Raw genomic sequence first — 26,540 nt, forward strand, 5'->3', positions numbered from 1 at the left:
CCGGTTACATTCCGAACCCGGAAGCTAAGCCCTCCAGCGCCGATGGTACTGCACTCGTGAGGGTGTGGGAGAGTAGGACGCCGCCGGACAATCTTTCAGATAGGGCCACCCCGATACGGGGTGGCCCTATCTGCATATCCACACCCTGAATCGACTCGACTTTCTTGAAATTGGGGTATCCACGAGCGCGGGACACCCCGGGCTAGGTTCGGGGTGTGGCTGACGTTCTGATACTGCTGGCGTTCGCCGGCTGCGTGGCGGCGATCCTGGGGATCCTCTGGTGGCTGGGAGGCCGTGTGCGTCGGCGCGGTGTCGGCGCCGAGGTCATGGGGCCGTTCGAGGAGATATGGCATCCGGCGGCGCATCGGTTCCGGACCGAGATTCGCGTGCAGGAGGCGCGCATGTTGCCAACGCCTCCCCAGGGCGGCCGGCCCAGTGGACAGGGCAGTGGTGGCGCTGCGGGCTGACCGCGACCTCAGGAGGGCTTCGGCCCGCAGACGTAGCGGGGTTCGGCGTCGTAGCGCCAGCTGAACTTCTCCCGTTTGACCACCTTGCCGCCCTTCTTGATGACTCGGTAGGCGTCCTGGGCGAACCCGTTGATGCCGTTGGTCGCGATGCACGAGGGGCCGGGTTCGAGGTGGATCAGCTTCGGCGTGGTGATGTTGCGGCGGGGCCCGTACTCCGTTTTCACGCTGTCGTAGATCTTCGTGCTCCAGATCGACACGGTGATCGTGCTGGACGTGTACGAGGTGTCGATGAGCACGCCGTACTCGGTGTTGTTTCGGAATTTGAAGTCCAGGTTCGGCCAGATGATCGTCGACTCGATGACGGCCGGGTACCTGTCGAACCAGTACGAGTGCGGCTTGTGCTGGACGTCCTCCAGGCCGGCGTAGTACGTCGCGTTGAACAGCGTGGTGGTGAACTGTGAGATGCCGCCGCCGACGCCCGGCACCAACTTGCCGTCGAGGATCACCGGTGCGTCCAGGTAGCCCTGGGCGTAGCCGCGTTCGCCGGTGTGACCGTTCAACGAGAACGTCTTCCCCGGCAGGACGACGGTGCCGTCCACCTGCCTCGCGATGGTCGCGATGTTCCGGCTGCGCGACGAGGCCATTCCGCCGGTGAAACGGGTGGTGAAGGTGGACACTCGTTCCTTGATGCCCAAGCCGGTCAGCTTCTCCGCGGTCAGCTCCGGTGGTGTCGGCTTCAGCTCGCCGGTCACCTCGCGGCCGTCCGACTTCGGCAGTACCGCCAGCAGGCCCTGAGCCAGGTTCGTCATGTCCAGTTGCTGACCGGGCCGCCCGTCGGTGGTGGTGGGCCGACCACCGGAGATGGTCATCGTGGCGTTCTTCGGCGGCACCTCGATGGCCGCCAGGTCGTCGCCGAGCGCCGCACGCAGCCGCTTCGCGTCCACCGACGGGGTCAGCTTGCCGGTCTTGTCGGCGGTGAACCGCAGGCTTCTCGCGATGGCGGCGGGTGAGATCCGCACCGAACCTTTTTCGGTACGCAGGGCGACCGGTGCGGCGACCGCCGGCTTGGCCAGCTCGGTGACCAGCCGGTCCAACTCCTCCGGTGTGGTCGCCGGGTGGCGCTCCACAAGTGGCACGGTGACCGGGGTGCCGGCCAGCCAGCCGGCGCGGACCACCTCGGCCGAGCGTTGGGGCTCCAGGGCCAGCCCCGGCTTGGGCTGCACGACCTTCGGCGTGACGCCCTGGTAGGTGATCGCCGGCATCGTCATCCCCTGGGCCTGGTTGCCGAGCACCCTACGTAGCGCGTCGTCCAACCGGTCGGCGTCGACGGTGACCACCGGGTCGACCGTGCGGGAGCCGACCAGGCGGCTGACCGGGTGCGCGTCGGCTGCGGCCGCTGCCGCGACGGTCGCCGGCACGTCGACGGCCAACCCCACGTCGGTCGGGTTGATATCGGCGGTCCGCCCGTCGACGGTGACCCGCAACGGACCGGCGAGGGCCGCCGCCCGCCGGTCGAGCTCCGCCCGCAACTCCCGATCGGCCTCGGCGCGGCTCCGGCCGCCCAGTTCGGTGCCGAGCACGCTGGTGCCGCGCGGAACGTCACCGGCGTAGGCCCAGGCTCCGGCACCCGCCACGGCGGCGAGGACGCCGCCGCCGACGCCGGCGGCGAGCAGCATCCGCACCCGGCGGGGGCGACTCGGGCGGCCCTCCGGTTCACCGGGGGCGGACACCGTCACCGGTCCGTCGTCCGGCCAGGTGACAGCGGTGACCTGCACGGTGGGCCGGTCGTCGGCGGGCGGACTCTTTTCGCCGTAGAGCGTCACTGCAACCTCGATCGCCAGGGTGCCGCGGCAGGTAACGCCCTCCCGCAGGCACCTACGGTAACGAATACCCGGCCGTCCTTCGGCTGCACAGGCCGGACGCCGCTACCGCGTGTCGCCCGGTGTGTCGGCGGAGCACGGGGACGGACCACCCACGGAGGTACGGGGGTGGTGCCGGCGGCGGACCGCGGACGTGGCACGGTGGCCGGGTGGACACTGCGGAGCGGGTGTTGGCGTACGGCGGCGGTTGGCTGGACCGGGCGGGCCCCTTGCGCACCGATCCGACCCGGTTGAGCGCGTTGCTCGGCGAGCCGACAACCGTGGTGCTGGCGTTGTGGCGGGACCGCTGTCTCGTCGATGCGGACGGGCCGGTCCGGCTCACCGCGGAGCGGGCGTCCCTCGTCCGGTCCGCCGCGGGTGAGACGGTGTTCCTGGGGCTCGACGGGGACGTTGCCGTGTTCGCCGTGGACCTGTCCGCACTCCCCGAACGGGCCGCCACCGAGATGGCCGGTGCGGCGCGGACCGTCGACGTACGGGCGCTGGTCGGGCGGCTCGACCCGGGTGACGCGGCCGTCCAGGCGTACGCCAGGGGTTTGTTGCACTGGCACCGGCAGCAGCGGTTCTGCGGGACGTGCGGTGCGCCGGCCGTCGCCGATGGCGGCGGGCACATGCGCACCTGCACGGGTGAGGAGTGCGGGCGTCTTTTCTTCCCCCGGATCGAGCCGGCGATCATCGTGCTGGTCGAGGCACCCGGCCGGCCGGGGCGCTGCCTGCTGGCCCGGCACGCGGGTGCGGCCGCGGACGCGTTCTCGACGCTGGCCGGGTTCGTCGAGGTTGGCGAGAGCCTGGAGGACGCGGTCCGTCGGGAGATGGCCGAGGAGGCGGGCGTGACAGTCACCGATGTGACCTACCAGGGGTCGCAGGCGTGGCCGTTCCCCGCCGGCCTGATGGTGGGCTTCCGGGCCACCGCCGGTTCCGACGAGGTACGCGTCGACGGCGAGGAGTTGCTGGAGGCGCGCTGGTTCACCCGGGCGGAGCTGCGGGAGCGGGTGGCTTCCGGCCGTACCCTCGGGCGGGTGGACGCGATCGACCACCGCCTTCTCGAGGACTGGTTGGCCGCGGGGTCCTGACCTGCGGGGCTGACCGCTGCTTTACATTCGTTACATTATTGTAATCGGTCAATGTCCCATCACTTTCCGCAGCCAACCCCGTTGGCCGTGCCAGCTTTCGTGGCCTTTTGCCGGCTTCCGTCCGCGCCCGCCTCGCCCCCGCCGTAACGCAGTGCTGCTGCTGGATGGGTCGCCTGTTACCGCCGAGTAGCCGGGGGGTTGTGAGCTACGCCTCAGAGGTGCACCATCAAGCCCGGTCATTACCCGCCGGTAACAGTTGACGGGCCCCACGCAGAGCCGCCAGTTCGTCACCGGCGAGCCGTGCGCATCCACTCGAGGAGGAACCCGTGCAGGATCGGTTGGACAATCAGGGTCGTACCCGGTGGCGGCGCTTCGCCGCCATGGCGGTGCCCGCCACGGCCGCCGCGGGCGCCATCCTGTTCGGAATGTCGACAGGCGCGATCGCGTCCGACATCACGGTCTCCGGCCAGACCTTCAAGATCGGCGCCGAGCGCCTGGAGGGCGACGGCTTCAAGCAGTACGGCGGCATCGTCCGCGAGAAGGGCAAGGACGGGAAGGCCGGCCAGGTCCACCCGATCGCGCTCTCCGAGATCAGCAGCGCCGAGCTGTACAGCCTGTGCCAGTCCGTCCGCGCCGACCTGCCGGGCCTGCCGGTGGTGCTCACCATCAACGCCGGCGAGGGCAAGGAGCCCGCCCGGGCCAAGGACCTGCTGATCGCGATGGACTCGTTGAACGGCAACGCCACCTTCACCAACATCAAGATCGGTCGGGACGCCACCGACCTGAACCCGACGGCGCAGGCCGGCTCGTTCGGCCAGAACTCCGACCACGTCACCATCACCAACCTGCAACAGGTGTCCCGCTACACCACGGCGGCGACGTTCAACCTGGTCGGGCTTCGGCTGAAGGTCAACGTGGGCGAAGACGCCAAGGGCAAGGAGTGCTTCTGAGGTGAGCCGAGGCCCGCGGCGCGCCACCGCCGCGGGTCCGGCCGGTGTCCCCGTTCCCGCGCGGCCAGGAGGAGTACGTGACAACCGCGAACCCGTCGCACGCCCGGCCCGGCGGCCCGGCTCAGGCGTGGCGGCACTTCCGCCGCTGGCGGCGCAGCCGACCGTTCACCGGCGGCCTGCTCACCGCCCTGGCCGGGCTGGAGATGTTTGCGTCCACCCGGATGACCCTCAACGGCCTCAGCTTCCACAGCGGGGCGAGCGGCCTGCTCTCGCTGCTGATCCCGGTCATCCTGGTGACCTGCGGTCTGCTGCTCTGGTTCACCCCGGCGCAGCGCCTGTTCTACTCGATCGTCGCGGCGGTCACCGCGGTCTACTCGCTGATCGGGCTCAACCTCGGCGGCTTCTTCGTCGGTCTGCTGCTCGGCATCGTCGGCAGCGCCCTCGCCTTCGCCTGGACGCCGACCAGTCCAGCACCGCTCACCGCCCCACAGCCCGACGTCGAGCAGGCCGACGTCGAGCAGGCCGACGTCGAGCAGGCCGACGTCGAGCAGGCCGACGCGGGGCAGCCCGACGCGGCGCGGGCCGACGCGGCGCGGGCCGGCATTGCGCGGTCTGATCGCCCGACGGCGGCGCCGGGGTCCGACGAGGGCCCGCCGCCCGAGTGGCCGGGACGTTCCACTGACTCTCGGCAGGCCTTTGGCATCACCCTCGTGGTGCTCGGCCTGGCCGCCGGTGGGCTGGCCGTCCAACCCCGAGCGGTGCGGGCGGCCCCGAGTCGGCCGGCGACGATCCTCTGTCCCACCCCGTCCCGGGATGCCAGCCCGTCGCCCAGCGCCAGCCCGGCCACGCCGACTCCGAGCCCGGACCGGGATGGCAACGTGCTCACCGACATCCTGGACGGAGTCGGCGACCTGCTCGGTGGTGGACGCCGTGGGGAGACCCCGTCGGCGTCGACCAGCCCGGCCGTCACGCCCGCCGCGCAACCAACCGGCACGCCGGCCGACCGCCCCGGCACCTGCCCGCCGCCGGCCCCGGGCGGGCCGGACACGCCCGCCAAGCCGGGCACGCCGGCCTCCGACGGGCCGGGCGCGCCGGACAAGCCGGGTGTGGTGGAGCCGGGTAAGCCGCTGCCGCGCATCGCCGCCGATCCAGCCCTGCCGACGGTGGCGCAGACGCCGTCCAAGCTCACCGGCACGTCGGTCCGGATGACCGGGCTGCGATTCGACGGAGTCACCGACCTGCACACCGTGAAAGGCGACCTCAAGGTGCTGAAGTTCAGCATGCGTGAGGCGGTCACCGCCGACTTCCTGCTCCGCGCCGACGGCCCGCAGGGGCGCAACCAGCGGTACGCGACCGACCGGCTGACCGTCAGCGGAAACGTGGCCTTCTACGCCACCCGGTTCGTTGGCCGGCTACTCGGTATCAAGATCACACTGACGCCGGATCTGCCACTGCCGGACGGCGTCCCGATCACCTCGCCCATCCCGATCACGTTCACCGATCCGGTCATCGACCTGGCGTACGTCACGAGTGACACGCTGACCGCCCGACCGGCGTTGGCGCTGACCCTCGGCTGAACGGGCACGGCGGGAAGCGCCGGCGGTACGTCGTACCGCCGGCGCTTGGAGCCTAAAGCCGGGCCAGCGCCCGGCGCAGCGGGTCGAGACCCAGCGCGCCCAGGTCCAACGCCTGCCGGTGGAACTCCCGCAGGTCGAAGTCGGCGCCCTTGCGGGCCTTGGCGTCCTCGCGGGCCTGCAGCCAGATCCGCTCACCCACCTTGTACGACGGCGCCTGCCCCGGCCAGCCCAGGTAGCGGTTCAGCTCGAAGCGCAGGTTCTCGTCCGGAACCCGGCAGTGCGCCCGCATGAACTCCCAGCCCAGCTCGGGCGTCCACCGCTCGCCCGGGTGGAACCCGAAGGGGTTGTCCTTCGGGATCTCCAGCTCCAGGTGCATGCCGATGTCGACGATCACCCGCGCTGCGCGCATCGCCTGGCCGTCGAGCATGCCCAGTTTGTCGCCCGGGTCCTCCAGGTAGCCCAGCTCGTCCATCAGCCGCTCCGAGTAGAGCGCCCAGCCCTCGCCGTGCCCGGACACCCAACAGAGCAGTCGCTGCCAGCGGTTGAGCAGGTCGGCACGGACAGCGGTCTGCCCCACCTGGAGATGGTGACCCGGCACGCCCTCGTGGTAGACCGTGGTCACCTCTCGCCAGGTGGAGAAGTCGGTGATGCCCTGCGGCACCGCCCACCACATCCGGCCCGGCCGGGAGAAATCCTCACTCGGGCCGGTGTAGTAGATGGCACCGTCGCTGGTCGGGGCGAGGCAGCACTCGATGCGGCGGACCTGCTCCGGAATGTCGAAGTGGGTGCCGTGCAACTCGGCGATCGCCTTGTCGGCCAGCGCCTGCATCCAGTCCCGGAACGCCTCCTTGCCCTGGATGGTCCGGGCCGGGTCGGCGTCCAGCTTGGCCACGGCCTCGTCGACCGTGGCACCGGAGCCGGCGATGCGCCCCGCGACGACGCGCATCTCCGCCTCCAGGCGGGCCAGCTCCGCGAAGCCCCAGGCGTACGTCTCGTCCAGGTCGACCTTGGCGCCGAGGAAGTACTGCGAGGCGAGCTCGTAGCGCTCCCGCCCGGCGGCCTGCTTGTCCCGCCCGTGCGGGGCCAACTCGGTACGCAGGAACTGGCCGAACTCGGCGGTCGCCGCGGTCGCCGCCGCCGCGCCCCGACGCAGCTCCGCGCCGAGCGAGCCCTCAGCGCCCAGCCGCTCGACCAGCCCGTGGAAGAAGTTGTCCTGGGTCGGGTCGACCCAGATGTCGCACTGCTTGGCGACCTCGACCAGCTGCACCTTCGAGCTGACCTGACCGGCGGCGAGGGCCGCACGGAGAGTGACCTTGTAGTTGTCCAGTGCGCCGGCGAAGCCGTTGAGTCGGGCGGCGATGTTGGCCTGCTCGTCGCTGGTCGCGGTCGGCATCAGGTCGAACACCATGCGGATCTCGTGCAGCCCGCTCTCGATCACGCTGATTTCGCTCGTCGTCTGGCCCGCGTCGTACCGGGCCAGGTCCAGGCCGAGTCGTTCCTGCATGGCCTCCTTGGCGATCCGCTCGGACTCGGTCTGCGGCTCGGTCACCTCAAGCTCGCTGAGCGTCCGGCGGGTGAGGTCCGCGCGCGCCCGGTAACCCTCCGGCGAGAGGTCGTCGAGCTGGTCATCATGGCCGGCGATGCCGACGAAGGTCGCGCCGGTGGGGCTCAACGGCGCCCACTCGGCCACGTAACGGTTGGCGATTTCATCGATTCGTCCCACGCTGCGACCCTACGTGACCAACCCACCCCCGTGTCGATGACGTTTGTCGTGTTCAGTCCACTGAAGTGACGAGCGGCGCAACGTCCGAAAGGCGCGCGACTTTGTCGGTGGGTTCCGGCAGAGTGTCAGGGGTGACTGCCGATATCACTCCTGACAAGGCACCGGTTCGTACCTGGCTGCCGGGCTTCGTCGCCCTCGCCGCGATCTGGGGTTCCAGCTTCCTGTTCATCAAGGTCGGGGTGGCCGAGTTGCACCCGGTCCAGCTCACCCTCTACCGGGTCGTCGCTGGCGCGGTAACCCTGCTGATCGTCCTCGCCGTGCTGCGCGACCGGCTGCCCCGCGAGCCCCGGGTCTGGGGGCATCTCACAGTCGTCGCCGCGTTCGGCGTGGCCGTGCCGTTCACCCTGTTCGGCTACGGCGAGCAACGGGTCGAGTCGATGCTGGCCGGCATCTGGAACGCGACCACGCCCCTGATCGTGCTGCCGCTGGCGGTGCTGGTCTTCCGCACCGAGCGGCTGACCGTGCGCCGCGCGATCGGGCTCGGGCTCGGCTTCCTCGGGGTGCTGGTGGTGCTGGGGGTCTGGGAGGGCATCGGCGGGGCGCACTTCACCGGGCAGTTGATGTGCTTCGGCGCGGCCGCCTGCTACGGCGTCGCCATCCCGTACCAGAAGCGGTTCGTCGCCGGCAGCTCCTACTCCGGCCTGTCGTTGTCCGCCGCGCAGTTGCTGCTCGCGGCCGGGCAACTGGCAATCGTCACCCCGTTCGTCGCCGGCCTGCCGCCGCTGCCCACCGAGCTGTCGGCGGGAGTGGTCGCCAGCGTGCTGACCCTGGGTGCGCTCGGCACGGGGCTCGCCTTCGTCATCAACATGCGCAACATCCGGGTGGCCGGCGCGAGCACCGCATCCACGGTCACGTACCTGATCCCGATCTTCGCGGTGCTGATCGGAGCCGTGGCGCTCGGCGAGCGGCTCAACTGGCACCAACCGGTCGGCGCGCTCATCGTCCTGCTGGGGGTCGCGGTCGCGCAGGGCGTGCTCGGCCGCCGGAAGCCACGCCCGGTGGTCGGCGTCAACGCTCCCGCCGAGCCCGCGGCCGCCCCCGAGTTCGTCGAGTCCGCCCGCCGCTGAGGGTCGCTGCCGAGTCGATCAAGGCCGAACCGTGCCTGAGACGTCGTGGTGGTCGGGGCCGCTGGTCGGGAGCGCTGGTCAGGGCCGTTCGCGCGTCCAGGCGACCAACTGCTCCGCCGGCCAGGTGTTGATCACCGAATCGGCGGGGACGCCGCAGAGGGCGGCCCGCTCACAGCCGAACCGCTGCCAGTCGAGCTGGCCGGGCGCGTGCGCGTCGGTGTTGATGGCGAAGCGGCAGCCGGCCTCCAGTGCGCGACGGATCAGGCGCTTCGGCGGATCCTGCCGCTCCGGCCGAGAGTTGATCTCGACGGCGGTGTCGTGCTCGGCGCAGGCGGCGAAGACGGCGTCCGCGTCGAAGTCGCTCTCCGCCCTGGTGCGGGCGCGGTGCCCCCGGTCGCCCGGACCGGTCACCCCGGCCGGGCGGGACGACACCATCCGGCCGGTGACGTGACCGAGGATGTCCAGGTGCGGGTTGGCGACCGCGGCCAGCATGCGGCGGGTCATCTTCGACCGCTCGTCCTTCAGGCCGCTGTGCACCGAGCCGACCACCACGTCCAACCGGGCCAGCAACTCGTCGTCCTGGTCGAGGGAGCCGTCGGCGAGGATGTCCACCTCGATGCCGGTGAGGATCCGGAACCCCTCCGGCAGTGCGGCGTTGACCTGCGCCACGTGGTCGAGCTGTCGACGCAGGCGCTCCGCGGTCAGCCCCCGGGCCACCGTCAGGCGGGGCGAGTGGTCGGTCAACACCAGGTACTCGTGGCCCAACTCCACCGCGGCCAGCGCCATCTCCTCGATGGGCGAGCCGCCGTCGGACCAGTCCGAGTGGGTGTGGCAGTCGCCCTTCAGGGCGGCGCGCAGCGCCGTGGCCTCGGCATCCAGGTCGCTGCCCTCGGTCGCCACCAGCCGGCGCAGGTAGACCGGTTCCTCGCCGGCCAGCGACTCCGCCACACAGCGGGCCGTCACGTCGCCGACACCTGTCAACTCGGTGAGCGTGCCGTTGTCGGCCCGGGCGGCAACCTCGGTCGCCGGCAGACCCGCCAACGCCTTCGACGCCGACCGGAACGCCCGTACCCGGTACGTGGCCTCGTTCGCGCGTTCGAGCAGGAACGCGATGCGACGCAGGTCGGCGATGGGATCCCTGGCGCCAGCCATGTCAGGGCGCCTTCGGGCAGCCGTGGTCGCGCTGCCAGGCGACGACCTCGGCGGCCGGGTCCCGATTGTCGCCACGCCGCCACGAATCCAGGTACCGCGCCGGCCAGAGCACACCGCGCCGGATCCACCAGCCGTCCTTGCCGGTGCACGGCGGCGAGATGCCGAAGTGCACGTGGCAGACGTTGTTGGCGTTGCCGGTGCGCCCCACCTTGCCGAGCTGTTGCCCGGCGCGGACCCGCACACCGGCGTCGATGCCGCTGGACACGACGCTCAGGTGCGAGCCGTAGTAACGCACCCCGTCGTCGCCGAGCAGGGACACCGACAGGCCGCCGTTGTCCGGGCCCTGCGGCCCACCTTTGGAGTACCTGTCGACCCGACTCACCTCCAGCACCTTCCCGTCGGTCACCGCGACGAACGACTCACCGCAGTCGGCGAACAGGTCCGTGGCGGGGTACGCCCCGTGCGTCGGGTGGTAGTCCACGTTGTCGGCGCGTACCGGAAAGACATGCTTCAGGCCGCTGCGAGGTGTCGTCGCCGACGGCCTGGCCGACGACGGCGCCGGGCGGGCCGGACCGGTCGCCGTCGGCGTCGGCGTTGCCGACGGCGACACCGGCTGATCGCCGGTCGCCCAAACCGCGGACGGCGTCGGCGGGGCGTCGCCGGTCGGCACCCCCGGCCGGGTGGTCGCGCAGCCGGCGGCCAGCACCGGGGCGAGAAGCAGCAGGATCGGGTACGCCGGACGCGCGCGGCGGCTGATCGTCGGCGAGGGCATCCAGTCATCCTGGCAGAGCCGGTACCGTGAGCACGAGCGGCACGCGTGAGGGAGGGCAGCGACGGTGACCATCGCCCGACCCGATCCTGGCCCGGATCCGGCTGTCGTCGCGCAGCAGGTGGCGCGTACCCCCTCGGGGCTCTTCCCCGCCGGGCCACCGTCCCGCCCGACCTACCGCGAGCCGCACCCGGTGACCGGCGGCGGCGTCGCCGCCGGCGGTGCCGCGGCGACCGCCTGGCTGCTGCTGTTCGGCCTGCTCGGCACCGATGTGACAAGTTACGCGTGGTGGACGGTGCTGGCGGGCCTGCTGGCGTGGCTGACCGCGCTGGTGCTGATCCGCTACGGCGACCGCGGGGTTGCCACCGGGGTCGCCATCGTCACGGCGGGTGGCTGGAGCATCGCCGCCGCCGTGGTGACGGTCCGCTGGGCCACCAGCGGTGACTGGCCGCTGTGGTGATCGAGCCGCGGTGGTGATCGGGCGGCGGTGGACGACTGCGGCGCGTGCCCGGTTGGCTGCGTAGCGAACGCCGTCTTGACGTGGCCGCCGAGACTCGGCACGCTCGGCACCATGGCCTGGACCACCCCGCGACAGGAACCGGATCGCAGTCGCCGCCGCCTGCAGTTGCTGGCCGAGTTGGCGGGTGCCCGCGCGGTCCGACAGCGCAGCCGACCACAGCGGCAGCGCACCGAGCGTCTGCGCCAGCTCATCGCTACCCGCCGTCGCGTCGCCGGCTGATCCGACTTTGTCAGGAATGACCGACCCTTCGGGGCGTTGACGAGTCGCCTGCCGACCCGACCGGCTAACGTGCACGCGTAACGAGTCGACGCTGTGTCGAGGGCTATTGGGGGGACCGTGTCGTACTTCGCTGCGGCCGTGGTGCGTGACGACAGTGGCTGGACCGCCGCCGAGGTCAGCCTGCGTGGCGCCACCGACATCGACGAGGTTGCCGAGCGGCTGCGTGACGTCGACCAGGAGGCCGACGTGTCGCTGCTCTTCGTCGAGGCCGATGACGCGTACCTGGTGATCCTGCGTCTCGACGAGGGCGAGGATCTGCGGGTGTTCGGTTCGGACTCCGCGTACGCCGAGGAGTCGCCGCTGGGCGCGCTGCTGGTCGGTGACCTGAAGACCTCGGTCACCGGGCTCGACGGCGATGACGAGCCGCGCCCGGTGACCACCGGTGACGAGGAGAGCGAGCAGCCCGTCGTCGATCCGGAGGCCGATCCGGTGGGTGAGGCCGACCTGCTGGCCAATCTGGGCATCTCCGCGCAGAAGCTGCTGACCCTGTGCACGCACGAGGGGATGCTGCCGGCGGACGTCACCGCCGAGATCTGCCAGGTGCTCGGCTGTGCCGACGAGGTCGAGGAGTTGCGTGAGGTCTGAGCCGGCCGACGCGACCGACCCGGCTCTGGAGACGATCCGACCGGGGCAGCCGACTCCCGGTGCGGTGGGGCGTGCCGGACCGGGCGCCTCCGAGGGCCTGGCCGACCCGGGTGCGGTCGGCCGTCGGCAGCGCCACGAGCTGTGGATGCGCCGTGCCCTGGAGGTCGCCGTCACCGGGGCTGACGACGCCGCGGCGGGCGCTACCGACGTGGACGACGTGCCGGTGGGTGCGGTGCTCTACGGGCCGGACGGGACCGAGTTGGCCATTGGGCGCAACGAACGGGAGCTGACCGGCGACCCCACCGCCCACGCCGAGGTGCTGGCCCTGCGCCGGGGTGCCGAGCGGGCCGGCCGGTGGCGGCTGGACGGCTGCACCCTGGTGGTCACCCTGGAACCGTGCACCATGTGCGCGGGGGCGCTGGTGCTGGCCCGGGTCTCCACAGTCGTCTTCGGCGCGTGGGAGCCCAAGACCGGCGCGGCCGGATCGCTCTGGGACGTGCTCCGCGACCGCCGGCTCAACCATCGACCCGAGGTCTACGGCGGCGTCCTGGAGGCCGAGACCGCCGCCGTCCTGCGCGCCTTCTTCCGCTGAGGTCGCCGGTCAGGCCACCGGCAGGCTGACCGTGACGATCAGGCCGCCCGCCGGGCGGGGCTGGGCATCGACGGTGCCACCATGTGCGCGGGCCACCGCGCGGACGATCGACAGGCCCAGCCCGAAGCCCCGTGCCCCCGCAACCCGCTCCCGCGACAGCCGGCGGAACGGCTGGAACATCGTCTCGATGTCGTAGCCGGCGATCGCCGGGCCGGTGTTGGTCACCGTCAGGGTGGCCCGGCCGTCGTCGGACAGGCCGGTGCGCACCTCGACCCAGCCGTCGGCGGGCAGGTTGTGCCGCACCGCGTTCTCCACCAGGTTGACGGTGAGCCGTTCCACGAGCACCGGGTCGCCGCTGACCGGGGCCGGTGCGAGCGACCGACGTACCGGGACGTCCAGCGTCTGCCTCCCGGCCTGGTCGATGACGTGCGCGCAGACCTCGGCCAGGTCGATCGGCGTACGCTCGGTCAGCTCGTTCTCCGAGTCGGCCAGGGTCAGCAGGCCGTCGATCAGCCGCTCGTGCCGCTCGTTGATCGCCAGCAGCGACTCGCCCAGTCGACGCGTCTCCGCCGACGCCTCCGGGCGGGTGACCGCCAGCTCCACCAGGGCCCGGTTGAGCGCCAGCGGGGTACGCAGCTCGTGCGAGGCGTTCGCCACGAACCGGCGCTGTCCGTCGAAGGAGCGGTCCAACCGTTCCAGCATCTCGTCGAACGTGTCGGCGAGTTCGCGTACCTCGTCGCGGGGGCCGGTGAGCGCGATCCGCTCGTGCAGGCCCCGGCCGGCGGTGTCCGCGCCGGCGATCCGCCGAGCCGTGTCGGTGACCTGGTGCAGCGGCTGCAACGCCCGGCCGGCGAGCAGCCAGCCGAAGGCGATCGCCACCGCCGACACCACGATCAACGCGATGCCGCCCTGGGTGAGCAGCGACTCCAGGGCGTTGCGCTTGGCCTCGTCCTGCGCCTGCTGGATCAGGTTGCGCAGGTTGTCGACGTTCTGCCCGCTGGGCGTCGTGGGGCTGGTCTTCGGCAGGTCCCGCAGGCTCACCCCGAACGGCTGCGGCATCCGCTGATCCACGAGCACGTACGTGACGGCCAGCAGGACCACGCCGGCCAGCAGGAAGAGCCCACCGTAGATGAGGGTGAGACGGGCACGGATGGTCAGGCGCTTCATCGGATCTGGTACCCCGTTCCGGGCACCGTCTCGATCACCGGCGGGTCGCCGAGCTTGCGGCGCAGCTTCATCACGGTGACCCGGACGACGTTGGTGAACGGGTCGATGTGCTCGTCCCAGGCACGTTCCAGCAGCTCCTCGGCGGAGACCACCGCGCCGTCGGCCCGCATCAGCTCGGCAAGCACCGCGAACTCCTTGCGGGACAGCGCCACGTGCCGGTCGTCGCGGCGTACCTCGTGGCGGGCCGGGTCGAGCTGGATGCCGGCGCGGCGCAGCGTCGGCGGTGCCGCCGGGCGGGCACGCCGGGTCAGCGCGTGCACCCGCGCCGACAGCTCGACCAGGGCGAACGGCTTGGTCAGGTAGTCGTCGGCACCGAGCGCCAACCCCGCCACCCGCTCCCGCACCGCCGCCGCCGCGGTCAGCATCAGGACCCGGGTCTCCCCGCCCGCGTCCACGATCGCCCGGCACACGTCGTCGCCGTGCACCACCGGCAGGTCCCGGTCCAGGACCACCACGGCGTACTCGTTGACAGCGAACCGCTCCAACGCGGCGTCACCGTCGTACGCCACGTCGACCGCGAACGACTCCCGACGCAGCCACTCCGCGATGGCGTCCGCCAACACGATCTCGTCCTCGACCACCAGCACTCTCACCCCTCCATCGTCCTCGGGGTGCGGTAACGGCGGCATAACCGCCGACGGTAACGCCGGGGATACGCCCGCTGCCGTGCACTGGGTGCCGACGTTCGACGAGTCACGTCGGACCCACAGCGGAGGTGGACACCATGCGACGACGGATCCTCGCGATACCTGTCCTGCTCGCCCTGGCGCTGGGCGGGTGCGGCGCGGGAGGCGACGACGACGGCGGTGTCGCGACCGCCGGTGGGGCGACGACAAGCGCCACGGCCAGCGGCGCGCCGGTCAGCGATTCGGACCGGCAGCTCGCCTTCGCCCGGTGCATGCGGGAGAACGGGGTGGACATGCCCGACCCGGAGGCCGGCGGCCGTCCCGGCTTCCGGTTCGGCGCGAACGTGGACCGGCAGAAGGTCCAGGCGGCCATGGAGAAGTGCCAGGACAAGCTGCCCAACGGCGGGCAGGGACCGCAGCTCAACCCCGAACAGGCCGAGCAGATGCGCACGCTGGCCAAGTGCATGCGGGAGAACGGGGTGCCGGACTTCCCGGACCCGGACGCCGACGGGCGAGTCCGGATCGGGGCGGGCGGCAACGCGATCGACATCGGCGACCCGGCCATGAAGGCCGCGATGGAGAAGTGCCGGCAGCACGCACCACAGTTCGGGGGCGGCCGGTGACCGGCGCCATCCGACGCGCACGGCTGCGCGCCGCCGTCATCGGCGGCGTCGTCCTGCTGGTCGCCGCCGTGGGCGTGACCGCCGCGGTGGGCTTCGGTGGCGGCGCAGACCGCGCCGAGGCCGGCAACGCGGCGCCGGCCACCGCGACAGTCACCCGGCAGACCCTCGCCGACTCGGAGACCGCCGACGGTGAGCTGGGGTACGGCCCGACGCGTACCGCCTCGGCGAAGCTCAGCGGTACCATCACCGCGTTGCCGGCGACCGGGTCGACGGTGCGCCGAGGCCAGGCGCTCTACTCGGTCGACAACGAGGAGGTGGTGCTCCTCTACGGCGGGCTGCCCGCGTACCGGACCCTCGCCCCCGGGGTGGAGGGTGCCGACGTCGCGCAGTTCGAACGGAACCTCAGGGCGCTGGGCTACAGCGGCTTCACCGTCGACGACGAGTACACCGGTTCCACCGCCGACGCCGTGCGGGACTGGCAGGAGGACCTCGGCCTGGCCGAGACCGGGCGGGTCGAGCCGGGGCGGATCGTCTACGCCGACCGGGAGGTCCGGGTGGAGAGCCACCAGGCGGACGTCGGTGATCTCACGAAACCGGGCCAGGCGGTGCTCGCCTACACCGGCACCAGCCGCCTGGTCACCGTCGAGTTGGACGTGGACGACCAGCGGCTGGCCAAGCGCGACGCGAAGGTCAGCGTCAAGCTGCCGGACGGCCGGGCCGTGGCGGGCACGGTCAGCACGATCGAGACAGTCATCCAGGCCGGTGCCGCCGAAGCCAACGGCCAGTCCGGCGACGCCGAGACGAAGATCGAGGTGACCGTCGCGGTCGCCGATCCGAAGGCCCTCACCGGCTTCGACCAGGCCAGCGTCGACGTCGTGTTCACCGCCGCGGAGCGCCGGGATGTGCTCACCGTGCCGGTGTCGGCGCTTCTCGCGCTCGCCGAGGGCGGTTACGGCGTCCAGGTCGCCGAGGGGGAGGCGAGCCGGGTCGTCGCCGTGACCACGGGGCTGTTCGCCGACGGCCGGGTGGAGGTCACCGGCGCGGACATCACCGAGGGTACGACCGTGGTGGTGCCGACATGACCGGCGAGGTGATAGTGCTCGACCGGGTCAGCAAACGGTACGCCGGCGACGTCGTCGCGTTGGACGACGTGTCGCTGCGGATCGGCTACGGCGAGCTGGTGGCGATCGTCGGCCCGTCCGGGTCGGGCAAGTCGACGATGCTGCACCTGATCGGCACCCTGGACCGGCCGTCGTCGGGCAGCGTGCTCGTCGACGGGTACGACGCGGCGAAGTTGACCGACCGGGAGCTGTCGGCCCTGCGGGCCAGCCGGATCGGCTTCGTCTTCCAGCAGTTCCACCTGGCCCCCGGCGTCCCGATCGTGGACAACGTGGCCGACGGCCTGCTCTACTCCGGCGTACCCCTGCGGAGGCGGCGCGAACGCGCCCAGGCCGCGCTGGTCCGGGTTGGCCTGGGCCACCGGCTCGGGCACCGGCCGCACGAGCTGTCCGGCGGGGAACGGCAGCGGGTGGCCGTGGCGCGGGCGGTGGTCGGCGAGCCGGCGGTGCTGCTGGCCGACGAACCGACCGGCAACCTGGACTCCGCGTCCGGTGCCGGGGTGCTGGAGTTGCTGCACGAGCTGCACCGGGCCGGTACCACCGTCGTGGTGATCACCCACGACCGGGAGATCGCGGCGGGCCTGCCCCGGCAGGTGCGGATGCGCGACGGCGCGGTGCGGCACGACTCGGCCCGCACGCCCGGTGGGGTCGGCTGATGGCGACGTCGACTCTCACTCCGGCCCGGATGGGGCCGGGTGACGTCCTGCGGGTCGGTGGGGTGGGGCTGCGCACCCGTCCACTGCGGGCGTTCCTCTCCGCGTTGGGCATCGCCATCGGTATCGCCGCGATGATCGCGGTCGTCGGGATCTCGTCGTCGTCCCGCGCGGAACTGGACCGGGCGCTCGACGCGCTCGGCACCAACCTGCTCACCGTCGAGCCGGGCAGCACCCTGTTCGGGGCGGACGCCCAACTGCCCGAGGAGTCGATCGCGATGATCGGGCGGATCGGCCCGGTGACCGAGGTGTCCGCGACCGGGCAGGTCCCCGACGCCAAGGTCTACCGTTCGGATCGGATCCCGGCCGCGGAGACCGGCGGCATCGCCACCCGCGCCGCCCGGCTGGACCTGCTGGGCACCGTCGGGGCCGAGCTGACCAGTGGTACCTGGCTCAACGAGGCAACCGCCCACTACCCGGCGGTGGTGCTCGGTGCCACCGCCGCGCAACGGCTCGGGATCACCGTGGCCGACCCGCAGGTGCAGGTGTGGCTGGGTGGACGGGCGTTCACCGTGGTCGGCATCCTCGCCGCCGCACCCCTCGCCCCGGAGTTGGACACCTCGGCCTTGGTCGGCTGGCCGGCGGCGGGCGACTACCTGGGCTTCGACGGGCACCCGACCACCGTCTACACCCGGGCGCGGGAGTCGCAGGTCGAGGCGGTCCGGTCGGTGCTCGGCGCGACCGCCAACCCGGCAGCGCCGAACGAGGTCGAGGTGTCCCGTCCCTCGGACGCGCTGGCCGCCGCCGAGGCGACCGACGACGCGTTCACCGGGCTGCTGCTGGGCCTGGGCGCGGTCGCGCTGCTGGTCGGTGGGGTCGGCGTGGCGAACACCATGGTGATCTCGGTGTTGGAGCGGCGGGCCGAGATCGGCCTGCGTCGCTCGCTCGGCGCCACCCGCGGTCAGGTGCGGACCCAGTTCCTCGCCGAGTCGCTGCTGCTCTCCGCGCTGGGCGGGATCGGCGGGGTGCTGCTGGGTGTCCTGGTCACCTCGGGGTACGCGTTCTCCCAGGACTGGCCGACCGTGGTGCCGGCCTGGGCGATGCTCGGCGGGGTGGGCGCGACCCTGGTCATCGGCGGTTTCGCGGGCCTCTACCCGGCGGTGCGCGCCGCCCGCCTCGCGCCGACGGAGGCGCTGGCCGCCGTCTGACCGGCGTGCCGGCTTACCGGGCCGGGCCGGCGTTGCGGGCTGGCCGGCGTTGCGGGCTGGCCGGCGTCGCGGGCTGGCTACATGCGGAAGAGCGTGATGACTGTGGGGCATCAATATGCCGCACAGTCATCACGCTCTTCGCGGTGACAGGTGTCCGACGGGTCAGGCGATGATCGTGTCGAGGGCGATCTCGACCATCTGGCTGAAGGTCTGCTCCCGCTCCTCGGAGGTGGTCTTCTCGCCGGTCTTGATGTGGTCGCTGACGGTCAACACGGTCAGCGCGCGGGCCTTGAACCGGGCGGCGATCGTGTAGAGCGCCGCTGACTCCATCTCCACCGCCAGCACGCCGTAGTCGGCGAGGGTGTCGTAGAGGTCCGGCCGGTCGGTGTAGAAGGCGTCCGCCGCCAGGATCGGTCCGACGTGCATGCTGATGCCGCGCCGCTCGGCCACCTCCACCGAGGTACGCAGCAGCCCGAAGTCGGCCACCGGGGCGTAGTCGATCAACCCGTCGAAGCGCATCCGGTTCATGTTCGAGTCGGTGGACGACCCGATCGCGGCCACCACGTCCCGCAGTTGCAGGTCGGTGCTGAGGGCGCCGCAGGAGCCGACCCGGATCAGCGTCTTCACGCCGTACTCGTTGATCAACTCGTGGGCGTAGATGGAGGCGGACGGCATGCCCATGCCGGAGCCCTGGACGGAAACGTCGACACCGTTCCAGCGGCCGGTGAAGCCCAGCATGCCCCGGACCGTCGAGTAGCAGGTAGCGCCCTCGAGGTAGGTCTCCGCGATCCACTTGGCCCGCAGCGGGTCGCCCGGCATCAGGACCCGCTCGGCGATCTCGCCCGGCTTCGCGCCGATGTGCGTACTCATGGCAAAGATCCTGCCAGGCCGGCATGGGCGATACCGGTTCGGCGTCGGAACCGGTGGTCCTGTACCCTCGTCGGCGGTGGCGTGTCCGAGCGGCCTAAGGAGCACGCCTCGAAAGCGTGTGAGGGTTAACGCCCTCCGAGGGTTCAAATCCCTCCGCCACCGCTCTGAAGTGCCAGAACGCCCGGCAGATCCGCGAGGATCGGCCGGGCGTTCTGGGTAGGTGGCCCTTTCACATCAGGCGACCGAGAAGGTGACGGTGCCGGAGTAGGCGCCCGCGACGGCGGTCAGCGGGATCTGGACCGAGACGACGGGGTCCCAGGTCGCCGAGTTGTTGCCGATGCCGTTGGTGAGGGTGAACGCCGTCCGTTCGACGTTGATGATCTCCGCGTCGTTGGCGGTGGGCTGGCCCGAGGTGAAGGTGCCGATACCGCTGGTGGCGGTGGCGGGCCCCGACCAGCAGGAGACGTTGGTGTTGGAGATCGTGTGCACCGGGATGCCGCTGGTGACGAAGTCCGTCGCGACGACGGTGGCGGTCCAGGTCGGCGCGGACAGCAGGCGCTCGTCCGTCACCGTGACCGGGCCCAGGTTGCCCGACACGACTCCGCCGAGATTGGCGCTGCCCAGGTCGGCTGTCGTCGGTGCGCTGATCGACAGCTCCCCGGGTACCGCGCAGGTCGATTGGGTGATCGTGGCGGTGTCCATGGTGACCGCGCCGTTGATGGCGAGGGTGCGGCCGTCCACATCGAGCGCCGCGCCCACGGTGATCGAGGTGAAGGCCAACAGGTTGCCGCGCAGCGTGGAGTTGGCGCCGAGCGTGGCGGAGCTGCCGACCTGCCAGAAGACGTTGCACGCCTGGGCGCCGTTGGCCAGGTTCACCGTGCTCGACGCGCCCGTGATGAGCGTGCTGGTGGTCTTGAAGATGAAGACCGCGTTCGGGTCGCCCTCCGCGTCGAGGGTCAGATCGCCGGTGATGTTGAAGGTGCCCGCCACGGATTCGTACACCCCGGTGGTCTTGGTGGTCCCACCGAGCTGGTCCGAGACGACCTCGGTGGTCGTCCGCCCGACGGCGTCGTTGTAGGCGATGGCCAGATCGCTCTGGCCGGCGACGGCGGCGGCGTCGTTGGAGTGCAGTGATCCGTTCAGCTGGCCCGGAGGAAAACCGGTCACCGCCGTGCCCGGGCTCACGCCGATGTCGCCGTTGACCATGCTGAGCCCGGTGCTGGTAATCGTCGTGCCGGCGAGGACCGCGAAGTTGGCGGCGGCGCCCAGCGGCACCGGCAACTCGGCGGCACTCGCGCTCCGTGGGACGGCCAGCACGGCCAGGGCAGTGATCGCGCCCACCAGGGTCAGGGCAGAAGCTACCTGGGACATTCCGGTGATCCGGCGGGACGTGTCCGTGCTGCTGAAGATCGCCATGTTTCCTCGGGACGCGTGGTGACTTAAAGCCTCTTAACGCCCCATGTTGGCACAGCACCCCACAAAACGGACTTGATCCGTCAATGTTCCAGGAGCTCCGACACCCCGGCGAGCAGGCGTTGCAGGCCGAACTCGAAGAGGCTGTCGACGTTGAGATCGATCTCCGATCGGGACAGCCGCGCCAGGTGCGGGAACTCACCGGCGGTGAACAGGCCGGCCAACACCTCGGCCTGGGTCACCATCCACTCGTCATCGGTCAGACCGGTGTCCTGTTCCGCCTCGGCCCCCTGTTGTAGGTTCACCGCCGTGCCGCGTACGTGGTTGGCGAGAGTCGCCACCAGATGGAGCTGGGTGTGGTGGTCCAGGCCGTGCCCGGCGACGGCGCGCAGAGCCCATTCGGTGTGCGCGACGGCGTGCGGCGCCAGCAGCGGACGGGTCACCGAGATCACCTGGGCCAGCCAGGGATGCCGGCGGTAGATCGACCACTGGAGCCGGCAGAGCAACTCCAACTGGGCTCGCCACCCGGCCGGGAACGTGCGGGGCAGACGCTGGGCCGCGAAGGCGGCGTCCGCCATCAGCAGCAGAAGCTGCTCCTTGCCTCGGACCTGCCGATACAACGACATGGTCGGCACGTCCAGCTCGGCGGCGATGCGCCGCATGCTCAGCCCGGCCAACCCCTCGGCGTCGGCGATCTCGGTGGCGGTGCGCACCACCTGGTCGCGGGTCACCCCGCGGGCCGGCCGTTGACGTGCGTCGCCCCGCGCGGACCGACCGGCCGGCATCGACTCGGGGCCGGTCACCACCATGCCCACGCCGGGCACCGCCCGGACCAGCTCCTCCTGACGGAGCAGGGTGAGCGCCCGGCTCGCGGTCGCCATGGCGACCCCCCACTCCCGAACGATCTGGCGGGTGGACGGCACCCGGTCGCCGGGGCCCAGCTCGCCCACCGCGATGCGCCGCCGCAACTCCCCGACGATGCGCAGATAGGGAGGAGTGGAGTCGTCGATCTCGGTCACGGTGCCCCTCCCGGCGGTCGGAAATGACCGTAGCGCACTAGAGCGCCGACGGTCGCCCCGTCGATGGTCGCCGGTCGCAGGGCTCGGCGTACTAGAGCTCTCTGGGCGAACGATTGACGGATCGGCATGCTCACCACAACGCGGTGCGTACGCCGTACCGGCTTTGCCGAATGAGGAGAGTCATGACCAGGATTCCGTACCCCCGCTGGGCCGTCGTGCTGGGCGCCGTCGCGCTCCTCGCGCCGCCGATCGCCGTCGGCCCGGCCGCTGCGACGGACGACCGCCGCGGCGCGGCCGTCGTCCGCATCGACCAGGGCACGGTACGCGGCAGCGTCTCGGCGGATCACCTGTCGTTCCAGGGCATTCCGTACGTCCGCCCGCCGCTGGGCGCCCTGCGCTGGGCGCCACCGCAGCCGGGCCCGGTCTGGGCCGGTGTCCGAGACGCGACGAAGCCGGGTGCCGCCTGCGCCCAACTGCAGGGGCTCCCGATGGACCATGCCGCGGACTCCGAGGACTGCCTGCACCTGAACGTCACGACACCGCTTACCGCCGCACGGACACCCCGGCCGGTCATGGTGTGGCTGCACGGCGGTGACTTCCGGTTTGGCAGGGGAGACGTGTACGACGGGCAGCGACTGGCGGCCAACGGCGATGTCGTCGTCGTCACGGTGAACTACCGACTCGGCGCGCTGGGGTTCCTGGCGCATCCGGCGCTGGCCGGCCCGGGTGGGGTCACCGGCAACTTCGGGTTGCAGGATCAGCAGGCCGCGCTGCGCTGGGTGCGGCACAACGCGGCGGCCTTCGGGGGCGACCCGGGCAACGTCACCCTGTTCGGCCAGTCCGCCGGGGCGACAAGCGTCTGCGCGCACCTCGCCGCGCCGGGCTCCGCCGGCCTGTTCCACCGCGCGATCCTGCAGAGCAACTCGTGCGCCAACCCGGTGCAGACCCGGGTTGAGGCGGCCCGGGCGGCTGAGGAGTTCGCAAGGAACATCGGCTGCGCCGACCCGGGTACGGTCGCCGCCTGCCTGCGCGGGCGTGACCCCGCCCGGTTGGTCGAAACGGCCGGCTATCCCGGTGCGGGTGTGGACCTCGGCCCGGTCGTCGACGGCCGTACGTTGCCGGTGGACCCGGCCCACGCGCTGGCCACCGGGAAACTGCATCAGGTGCCGGTGCTGACCGGAATGAACCGCGACGAGTCCCGCCTCGTGGTGTGGGGCATCGAGCACAGCGGGCTGAACTGCCCGCAGCCGCAGCCGCAGCCGGGGGATGAGGCCGAGTCGTGCCCACTCACCGACGACCAGTACCGGGACCAGGTACGCGGAATGTTCGGCGACCGGGCGGAGGAGGTGCTGGCCCGCTATCCCCGTAGTGACAAGCAGGTCGCCAGCGAGACGCTGGGCGCCGTGTTGACCGACCACGGCTACGCCGAGCCGATCTACTCCGCCGCGTTGGCGTTCGCTCGACGGGTGCCGACGTACCTGTACGAGTTCGCTGACGACGACGCGCCGTTCTTTACCAAGGGGCCCGAGCCGACCTTCCCCACCGGGGCGTACCACTGCGCCGAACTGCCGTACCTGTTCACTGTCGACTACGCCGAGGCGTTCACGCCTGCCCAGCAGCGGCTCTCCGACGAGATGGTCCGGGTCTGGAGCGACTTCGCCCGGACGGGTCGGGCCAGTTGGCCCCGACTGCGCGGTGGCACCCCGTACGTGCGGGTGTTCGCCGGTGGTGGGGAATCGGGCACCACGGACTTCGCCGCAGCCCACTCGTACGACTTCTGGCGGTCGTTGCGCTGATGTCGCCCGGTCGGTCGGTTGCGACGGGCGGCCCGGTCCCTGGTGGACCGGCCCGCCCGCCGGCCTCGGGTCGCTTCTCACCGGCCCGGGTCGTTGCTCGCGGCGAGGGCCGTTGCTGACCGGCCTCGGATCGCTGCTCATCGGCCTGGGTCGTTGAGGAAGGTGAGCACCGCGGCGACCCGGCGGTGCACGTCGGTGTCGGGCGGCAGATCGAGTTTGAGGAAGATGTTGCCGATGTGTTTGCTCACCGCGCGCTCGGTGATCACGAGCTGGGTGGCGATGCCGGTGTTGGTGCTGCCTCCTGCCATCAGCGCGAGCACTTGGCGTTCGCGTGGAGTGAGGTCGGCGAGCGGGCTACGCCGGGCGGCGACGAGCTGGGCCACGACCTGCGGGTCCAGCACGGTGCCGCCGGCGGCGACCCGACGCAGGGCGTCGAGGAACTCGTCGACGCGGGACACCCGGTCCTTGAGCAGGTAACCGACGGCGCCCTGCCCGTCGGCGAGCAGCTCGGTCGCGTAGGCCCGCTCCACGTACTGCGACAACAGCAGCACCGGCAACCCCGGGTGGTGCCGGCGCACGGTCAACGCGGCCCGGAGCCCTTCGTCGCGGAACGTGGGCGGGAGTCGGATGTCCATGATCGCGACGTCGGGCCGCTGCCGGTCGATCGCCGCGATGATGTCGGCCGGTGCGTCCACCGCTGCCGTCACCTCGAAGCCGGCGGTGCTGAGCAGCAGATTGAGCCCCTCCTGGAGCAGGATGTTGTCTTCGGCGATCAGGACGCGCACGGCAGCTCCACCCGCAGCACCGTCGGCCCACCGATCGGGCTGCTCAGCTCGACCCGGCCGTCCAGGGCCGCGACCCGGCGGCGGATGCCGGTCAGGCCGGTGCCGGCCGATGTCCGCGCGCCGCCGACACCGTCATCTGTCACCTTGACCACGAGCTGGCCCGCCCGATGTTCGACACGCAGGTCGCCGCCGGTCGCCCTGCTGTGTCGGGCGATGTTGGTCAGCGCCTCCGCGACGACGAAGTAGGCGGCGCTCTCCAACGCCGCCGGTAGTCGTTGCAGCGGGGTGACCCGGACCGTGAGCGGCACCGGACAGTCGGCGGCGAGCGCGTGCACCGCGCCGGGCAACCCTCGGTCGGCGAGAATCGGCGGATAGATGCCCCGCACCACGGCCCGCAGCTCGGTGAGCGCCGCCTCGACGTTTGCCCGGGCACGGTCGACCAACTGGTCCGCCAGGGCCGGGTCGGCGGCTCGTTGACCCTGCGCGACGCCGAGGTGGATGGCGATCGCCACCAGCCGGGCCTGGGTGCCGTCGTGCAGGTCGCGCTCGATCCGTCGTAGCTCCGCCGCGTGCGCGTCGAGCGCGCCGGACCGGGTGGCGGTCAGTTCCGTGACCCGGCGCTCCAACCGGCTCCGCGACGACGGCGCGAGCGCCGTCCGGGCAGCCCGGGCGTACGCCACGCCGAAGGCCGGAACGGCCGACCGCAGGAGCGTCAACGCGGCGAGCGCGAGCAGCGGTGGCACCAGCAGTGCGTCGCCCCAGCTCGTGATCGGCACGACGAAGGTGAGTGGTGCCTCGTCCGGCGCGACCCACCACGTGAGCGGGACGATCACCCCGCCCAGCGCGAACACCCAGAGCAGCAGGACGCCGGCCATGAGTGGCACGCCGGCGATGGCGTGCACGGTCAGCCAGGCCGCACTCCGGGGGGTGGGCGCAGCACCCGAGGCGGCCGCGGCGGCACGCAGAGGGCCGGCCGGGGATTCCCCTGCCGGCCAGGGCTCAATGATGGCCAGCGCGATCAGCAGTCGGGCCGCACGCTGCTGCTCCAGGAGGGCGAGCGACCGGAGAAGGCGCACGGCTGGGAGCACCAGTGCGACGCCGACCAGGACGAGGCTCAGACCGAGCGCCCCGGCAAGGGCGCCGATCGAGACCGCCGCCGCGATCGCGGTGGCCCCGCCGGTCACCAGGTACGTCGTTGCGAACCATGCCCGCCGCATCGTCACATTCTCCGTCCACAACGGAGGCCAGGCAGTGTAGCCAGCTACACCATCGGTTCGGGACTCTGCTCCCTCGCCGGTGCGCCCGGTGGTCCCTAGCGTCGACGACATGAGAAAACCGCAACGTCTCGGTGTGCTCGTCGGGGTCGTCCTGCTCGCTCTCAGTGCCGCTGGCGCACCGGCCGCAGCGCGCCGACCAGGCCAGGGGTGCGCCGATCTGGCGGCGACGACTGCCGCGTTACACGAGCTGACCGCCACCCACCGGCTGGCGGGCGCGGCCATCGAGGCGTACGGGCCAAGCTGTGGCCGGTGGTCCGACGCCAGCGGCCGGGCCGACCTGCGCACCGGCCGGCCGATGCGGGTCGACGAGCGGATCAGGATCGGCAGCTCCACCAAGACGTTCACCGCGACGGTGGTGCTGCAACTCGTCGCCGAGGGCCGTCTGCTGCTGGACGCGCCCATCGAGACCCACCTGCCGGGCCTGGTCCGGGGCGACGGGCACGACGGTCGGCGGATCACCGTTCGCGATCTGCTGCGGCACACCAGCGGCCTGCCCGACCACGTCGACGCGCTGGACTGGGACCGGGTGGATCGCTGGCGCTATCGGCATTACTCGTCGGCGGAGCTGGTCGCGATGGCGCTGGCCCAGCCGGCACCCGGTGCGGGCTGGCACTACTCGACCACCAACTACGTCCTCGCCGGCCTGATCGTCGAGCGGGTCACCGGCCGCGACATCGGCGTGGAGATCACCCGGCGGATCATCCGGCCGTTGGGCCTGCGCGACACCTACTGGCCCGGCGACTCCCTGCGGATCCGGGGGCCACATCCGCGCGGCTACGCGTTGGCCGGTGCTGAGCAACGGCGAGACGTCACCGAGTTCAACATGTCGTATGGCGGGGCTGGTGGGGCGCTGGTCTCGACCCTCGCCGACCAGAACCGCTTCTTCGCCGCACTGCTCGGCGGTCGACTGCTGGACTCCGTCCGCCTCGCCGAGATGACCCAGACCGTGCCGGCTGATCCGGATCGGCTGTGGCCCGCCGCCCGGTACGGGCTCGGGATCATCTCGACGCCGCTGGCCGACTGTGGCGGAACCCGCTACTGGGGGCACGGCGGGACCACGCCGGGCTTCCGCACCCTGGGCGGCGTCACCGCCGACGGTCGACGGGCGCAGCTCGTCGTCAACGACGAGCCAGCGTCGTACGAGAGCTGGCAGGCGCTGTCCGAGACCCTGCACACCGCCCTGTGCGAGGCCCGGTGAGCCCTCGCCGGGCGCACTTCCCGACAACAGAGGAGA

General features: G+C 71.7%; 26 protein-coding genes, 1 tRNA gene and 1 rRNA gene. 17 read left to right on the plus strand and 11 right to left on the minus strand.

Going from position 1 to position 26,540, the window contains the following annotated elements; all coding sequences use genetic code 11:
• Together rrf and AB0B14_RS28120 are read left to right on the plus strand one after the other, a co-directional pair.
• A 5S ribosomal RNA gene (gene rrf, locus AB0B14_RS28115) occupies positions 1 to 89 on the plus strand; the annotation flags it as partial.
• A 126-nt stretch (positions 90 to 215) separates the two neighbouring features.
• The gene (locus tag AB0B14_RS28120) at positions 216 to 467 is read left to right on the plus strand and encodes a hypothetical protein (RefSeq protein WP_357525077.1); all 252 of its coding nucleotides are present in this window, start codon (positions 216 to 218) and stop codon (positions 465 to 467) included.
• Between the two features lie 8 nt (positions 468 to 475).
• Here the strand turns inward: AB0B14_RS28120 and AB0B14_RS28125 are convergent, their stop codons facing one another.
• Positions 476 to 2,290, minus strand: coding sequence for a VanW family protein (locus AB0B14_RS28125; RefSeq protein WP_357525079.1), 1,815 nt, complete (start codon positions 2,288 to 2,290; stop codon positions 476 to 478).
• Between the two features lie 206 nt (positions 2,291 to 2,496).
• Here AB0B14_RS28125 and nudC point away from each other — a divergent pair, with 206 nt between their 5' ends.
• The 3 genes from nudC (at position 2,497) to AB0B14_RS28140 (ending at position 5,944) form a co-directional block, all read left to right on the plus strand.
• On the plus strand, positions 2,497 to 3,417 hold the full coding sequence (gene nudC, locus AB0B14_RS28130; protein ID WP_357525081.1) for an NAD(+) diphosphatase: 921 nt from the start codon (positions 2,497 to 2,499) through the stop codon (positions 3,415 to 3,417).
• 326 nt (positions 3,418 to 3,743) lie between these two features.
• Positions 3,744 to 4,367: a DUF6230 family protein gene (locus AB0B14_RS28135; RefSeq protein ID WP_357075269.1), complete on the plus strand. Its 624-nt coding sequence runs from the start codon at positions 3,744 to 3,746 to the stop codon at positions 4,365 to 4,367.
• A 77-nt stretch (positions 4,368 to 4,444) separates the two neighbouring features.
• A complete protein-coding gene (locus AB0B14_RS28140; protein WP_357525083.1) occupies positions 4,445 to 5,944 on the plus strand; it encodes a DUF6114 domain-containing protein in 1,500 nt (499 codons plus the stop codon).
• A 52-nt stretch (positions 5,945 to 5,996) separates the two neighbouring features.
• Here AB0B14_RS28140 and AB0B14_RS28145 read toward each other — a convergent pair whose 3' ends face one another.
• Positions 5,997 to 7,667 (minus strand): DUF885 domain-containing protein, encoded by a 1,671-nt coding sequence (locus tag AB0B14_RS28145; protein WP_357525085.1) that lies wholly within the window; start codon positions 7,665 to 7,667, stop codon positions 5,997 to 5,999.
• Positions 7,668 to 7,798: 131 nt separating this feature from the next.
• Between AB0B14_RS28145 and AB0B14_RS28150 the strand changes: the two genes are divergently transcribed.
• Complete coding sequence (locus AB0B14_RS28150; protein WP_357525087.1) at positions 7,799 to 8,794, plus strand: DMT family transporter; 996 nt, start codon at positions 7,799 to 7,801, stop codon at positions 8,792 to 8,794.
• 78 nt (positions 8,795 to 8,872) lie between these two features.
• Here the strand turns inward: AB0B14_RS28150 and AB0B14_RS28155 are convergent, their stop codons facing one another.
• Together AB0B14_RS28155 and AB0B14_RS28160 are read right to left on the minus strand one after the other, a co-directional pair.
• Positions 8,873 to 9,946, minus strand: coding sequence for a PHP domain-containing protein (locus AB0B14_RS28155; protein WP_357525088.1), 1,074 nt, complete (start codon positions 9,944 to 9,946; stop codon positions 8,873 to 8,875).
• A 1-nt stretch (position 9,947) separates the two neighbouring features.
• A complete protein-coding gene (locus tag AB0B14_RS28160) occupies positions 9,948 to 10,718 on the minus strand; it encodes a peptidoglycan DD-metalloendopeptidase family protein (RefSeq protein ID WP_357525090.1) in 771 nt (256 codons plus the stop codon).
• A gap of 70 nt (positions 10,719 to 10,788) precedes the next feature.
• Here AB0B14_RS28160 and AB0B14_RS28165 point away from each other — a divergent pair, with 70 nt between their 5' ends.
• The 4 genes from AB0B14_RS28165 (at position 10,789) to AB0B14_RS28180 (ending at position 12,691) form a co-directional block, all read left to right on the plus strand.
• Positions 10,789 to 11,175 (plus strand): hypothetical protein, encoded by a 387-nt coding sequence (locus AB0B14_RS28165; protein ID WP_357075576.1) that lies wholly within the window; start codon positions 10,789 to 10,791, stop codon positions 11,173 to 11,175.
• A gap of 111 nt (positions 11,176 to 11,286) precedes the next feature.
• Positions 11,287 to 11,454 (plus strand): hypothetical protein, encoded by a 168-nt coding sequence (locus AB0B14_RS28170; protein ID WP_357075287.1) that lies wholly within the window; start codon positions 11,287 to 11,289, stop codon positions 11,452 to 11,454.
• A gap of 117 nt (positions 11,455 to 11,571) precedes the next feature.
• Complete coding sequence (locus tag AB0B14_RS28175) at positions 11,572 to 12,099, plus strand: tRNA adenosine deaminase-associated protein (protein WP_357525093.1); 528 nt, start codon at positions 11,572 to 11,574, stop codon at positions 12,097 to 12,099.
• A 145-nt stretch (positions 12,100 to 12,244) separates the two neighbouring features.
• Positions 12,245 to 12,691 carry a nucleoside deaminase gene (locus AB0B14_RS28180; RefSeq protein WP_357525201.1) on the plus strand — a complete coding sequence of 149 codons (447 nt, stop codon included), beginning with the start codon at positions 12,245 to 12,247 and terminating at the stop codon, positions 12,689 to 12,691.
• Between the two features lie 9 nt (positions 12,692 to 12,700).
• Here the strand turns inward: AB0B14_RS28180 and AB0B14_RS28185 are convergent, their stop codons facing one another.
• Both AB0B14_RS28185 and AB0B14_RS28190 read right to left on the minus strand, forming a co-directional pair.
• Positions 12,701 to 13,858: a HAMP domain-containing sensor histidine kinase gene (locus tag AB0B14_RS28185; protein ID WP_357075293.1), complete on the minus strand. Its 1,158-nt coding sequence runs from the start codon at positions 13,856 to 13,858 to the stop codon at positions 12,701 to 12,703.
• Positions 13,855 to 14,511 (minus strand): response regulator transcription factor, encoded by a 657-nt coding sequence (locus tag AB0B14_RS28190; protein WP_357075296.1) that lies wholly within the window; start codon positions 14,509 to 14,511, stop codon positions 13,855 to 13,857. Before AB0B14_RS28190 ends, AB0B14_RS28185 begins: the two co-directional genes overlap by 4 nt.
• Before the next feature lie 131 nt (positions 14,512 to 14,642).
• On the opposite strand from AB0B14_RS28190, the gene AB0B14_RS28195 reads away from it, so the two are divergent.
• From AB0B14_RS28195 to AB0B14_RS28210, 4 genes are read left to right on the plus strand one after another with little or no spacing between them, the layout of a single operon-like run.
• Complete coding sequence (locus tag AB0B14_RS28195) at positions 14,643 to 15,167, plus strand: hypothetical protein (RefSeq protein WP_357075298.1); 525 nt, start codon at positions 14,643 to 14,645, stop codon at positions 15,165 to 15,167.
• Complete coding sequence (locus AB0B14_RS28200; protein ID WP_357075301.1) at positions 15,164 to 16,249, plus strand: peptidoglycan-binding domain-containing protein; 1,086 nt, start codon at positions 15,164 to 15,166, stop codon at positions 16,247 to 16,249. The genes AB0B14_RS28195 and AB0B14_RS28200 overlap by 4 nt, the downstream gene beginning before the upstream one ends.
• Positions 16,246 to 16,941, plus strand: a complete 696-nt coding sequence (locus AB0B14_RS28205) for an ABC transporter ATP-binding protein (protein WP_357075304.1) — start codon at positions 16,246 to 16,248, stop codon at positions 16,939 to 16,941. The genes AB0B14_RS28200 and AB0B14_RS28205 overlap by 4 nt, the downstream gene beginning before the upstream one ends.
• Complete coding sequence (locus AB0B14_RS28210) at positions 16,941 to 18,146, plus strand: ABC transporter permease (RefSeq protein ID WP_357075307.1); 1,206 nt, start codon at positions 16,941 to 16,943, stop codon at positions 18,144 to 18,146. Before AB0B14_RS28205 ends, AB0B14_RS28210 begins: the two co-directional genes overlap by 1 nt.
• 162 nt (positions 18,147 to 18,308) lie before the next feature.
• Here the strand turns inward: AB0B14_RS28210 and deoD are convergent, their stop codons facing one another.
• Positions 18,309 to 19,016, minus strand: coding sequence for a purine-nucleoside phosphorylase (gene deoD / locus AB0B14_RS28215; RefSeq protein WP_357525095.1), 708 nt, complete (start codon positions 19,014 to 19,016; stop codon positions 18,309 to 18,311).
• A 75-nt stretch (positions 19,017 to 19,091) separates the two neighbouring features.
• On the opposite strand from deoD, the gene AB0B14_RS28220 reads away from it, so the two are divergent.
• A tRNA-Ser gene (locus tag AB0B14_RS28220) sits at positions 19,092 to 19,178 on the plus strand.
• A gap of 72 nt (positions 19,179 to 19,250) precedes the next feature.
• On the opposite strand, the gene AB0B14_RS28225 is transcribed toward AB0B14_RS28220, so the two are convergent.
• Positions 19,251 to 20,432: an ice-binding family protein gene (locus AB0B14_RS28225; RefSeq protein WP_357525097.1), complete on the minus strand. Its 1,182-nt coding sequence runs from the start codon at positions 20,430 to 20,432 to the stop codon at positions 19,251 to 19,253.
• Positions 20,433 to 20,512: 80 nt separating this feature from the next.
• A complete protein-coding gene (locus AB0B14_RS28230) occupies positions 20,513 to 21,448 on the minus strand; it encodes a TetR/AcrR family transcriptional regulator C-terminal domain-containing protein (RefSeq protein WP_357525099.1) in 936 nt (311 codons plus the stop codon).
• A 182-nt stretch (positions 21,449 to 21,630) separates the two neighbouring features.
• Here AB0B14_RS28230 and AB0B14_RS28235 point away from each other — a divergent pair, with 182 nt between their 5' ends.
• Positions 21,631 to 23,244 carry a carboxylesterase family protein gene (locus AB0B14_RS28235; protein ID WP_357525101.1) on the plus strand — a complete coding sequence of 538 codons (1,614 nt, stop codon included), beginning with the start codon at positions 21,631 to 21,633 and terminating at the stop codon, positions 23,242 to 23,244.
• 137 nt (positions 23,245 to 23,381) lie between these two features.
• Here AB0B14_RS28235 and AB0B14_RS28240 read toward each other — a convergent pair whose 3' ends face one another.
• Together AB0B14_RS28240 and AB0B14_RS28245 are read right to left on the minus strand one after the other, a co-directional pair.
• Entirely contained in the window at positions 23,382 to 24,029 is a 648-nt protein-coding gene (locus AB0B14_RS28240) for a response regulator transcription factor (protein ID WP_357075318.1), read from the minus strand.
• Complete coding sequence (locus AB0B14_RS28245; RefSeq protein WP_357525103.1) at positions 24,017 to 25,246, minus strand: histidine kinase; 1,230 nt, start codon at positions 25,244 to 25,246, stop codon at positions 24,017 to 24,019. The genes AB0B14_RS28240 and AB0B14_RS28245 overlap by 13 nt, the downstream gene beginning before the upstream one ends.
• A 109-nt stretch (positions 25,247 to 25,355) precedes the next feature.
• Between AB0B14_RS28245 and AB0B14_RS28250 the strand changes: the two genes are divergently transcribed.
• Positions 25,356 to 26,504, plus strand: a complete 1,149-nt coding sequence (locus AB0B14_RS28250; protein WP_357525105.1) for a serine hydrolase domain-containing protein — start codon at positions 25,356 to 25,358, stop codon at positions 26,502 to 26,504.
• The last annotated feature ends 36 nt before the right edge of the window (positions 26,505 to 26,540 follow it).

It is taken from the genome of Micromonospora sp. NPDC049171, from assembly GCF_040648275.1.
Taxonomy (GTDB): Bacteria; Actinomycetota; Actinomycetes; order Mycobacteriales; family Micromonosporaceae; genus Micromonospora.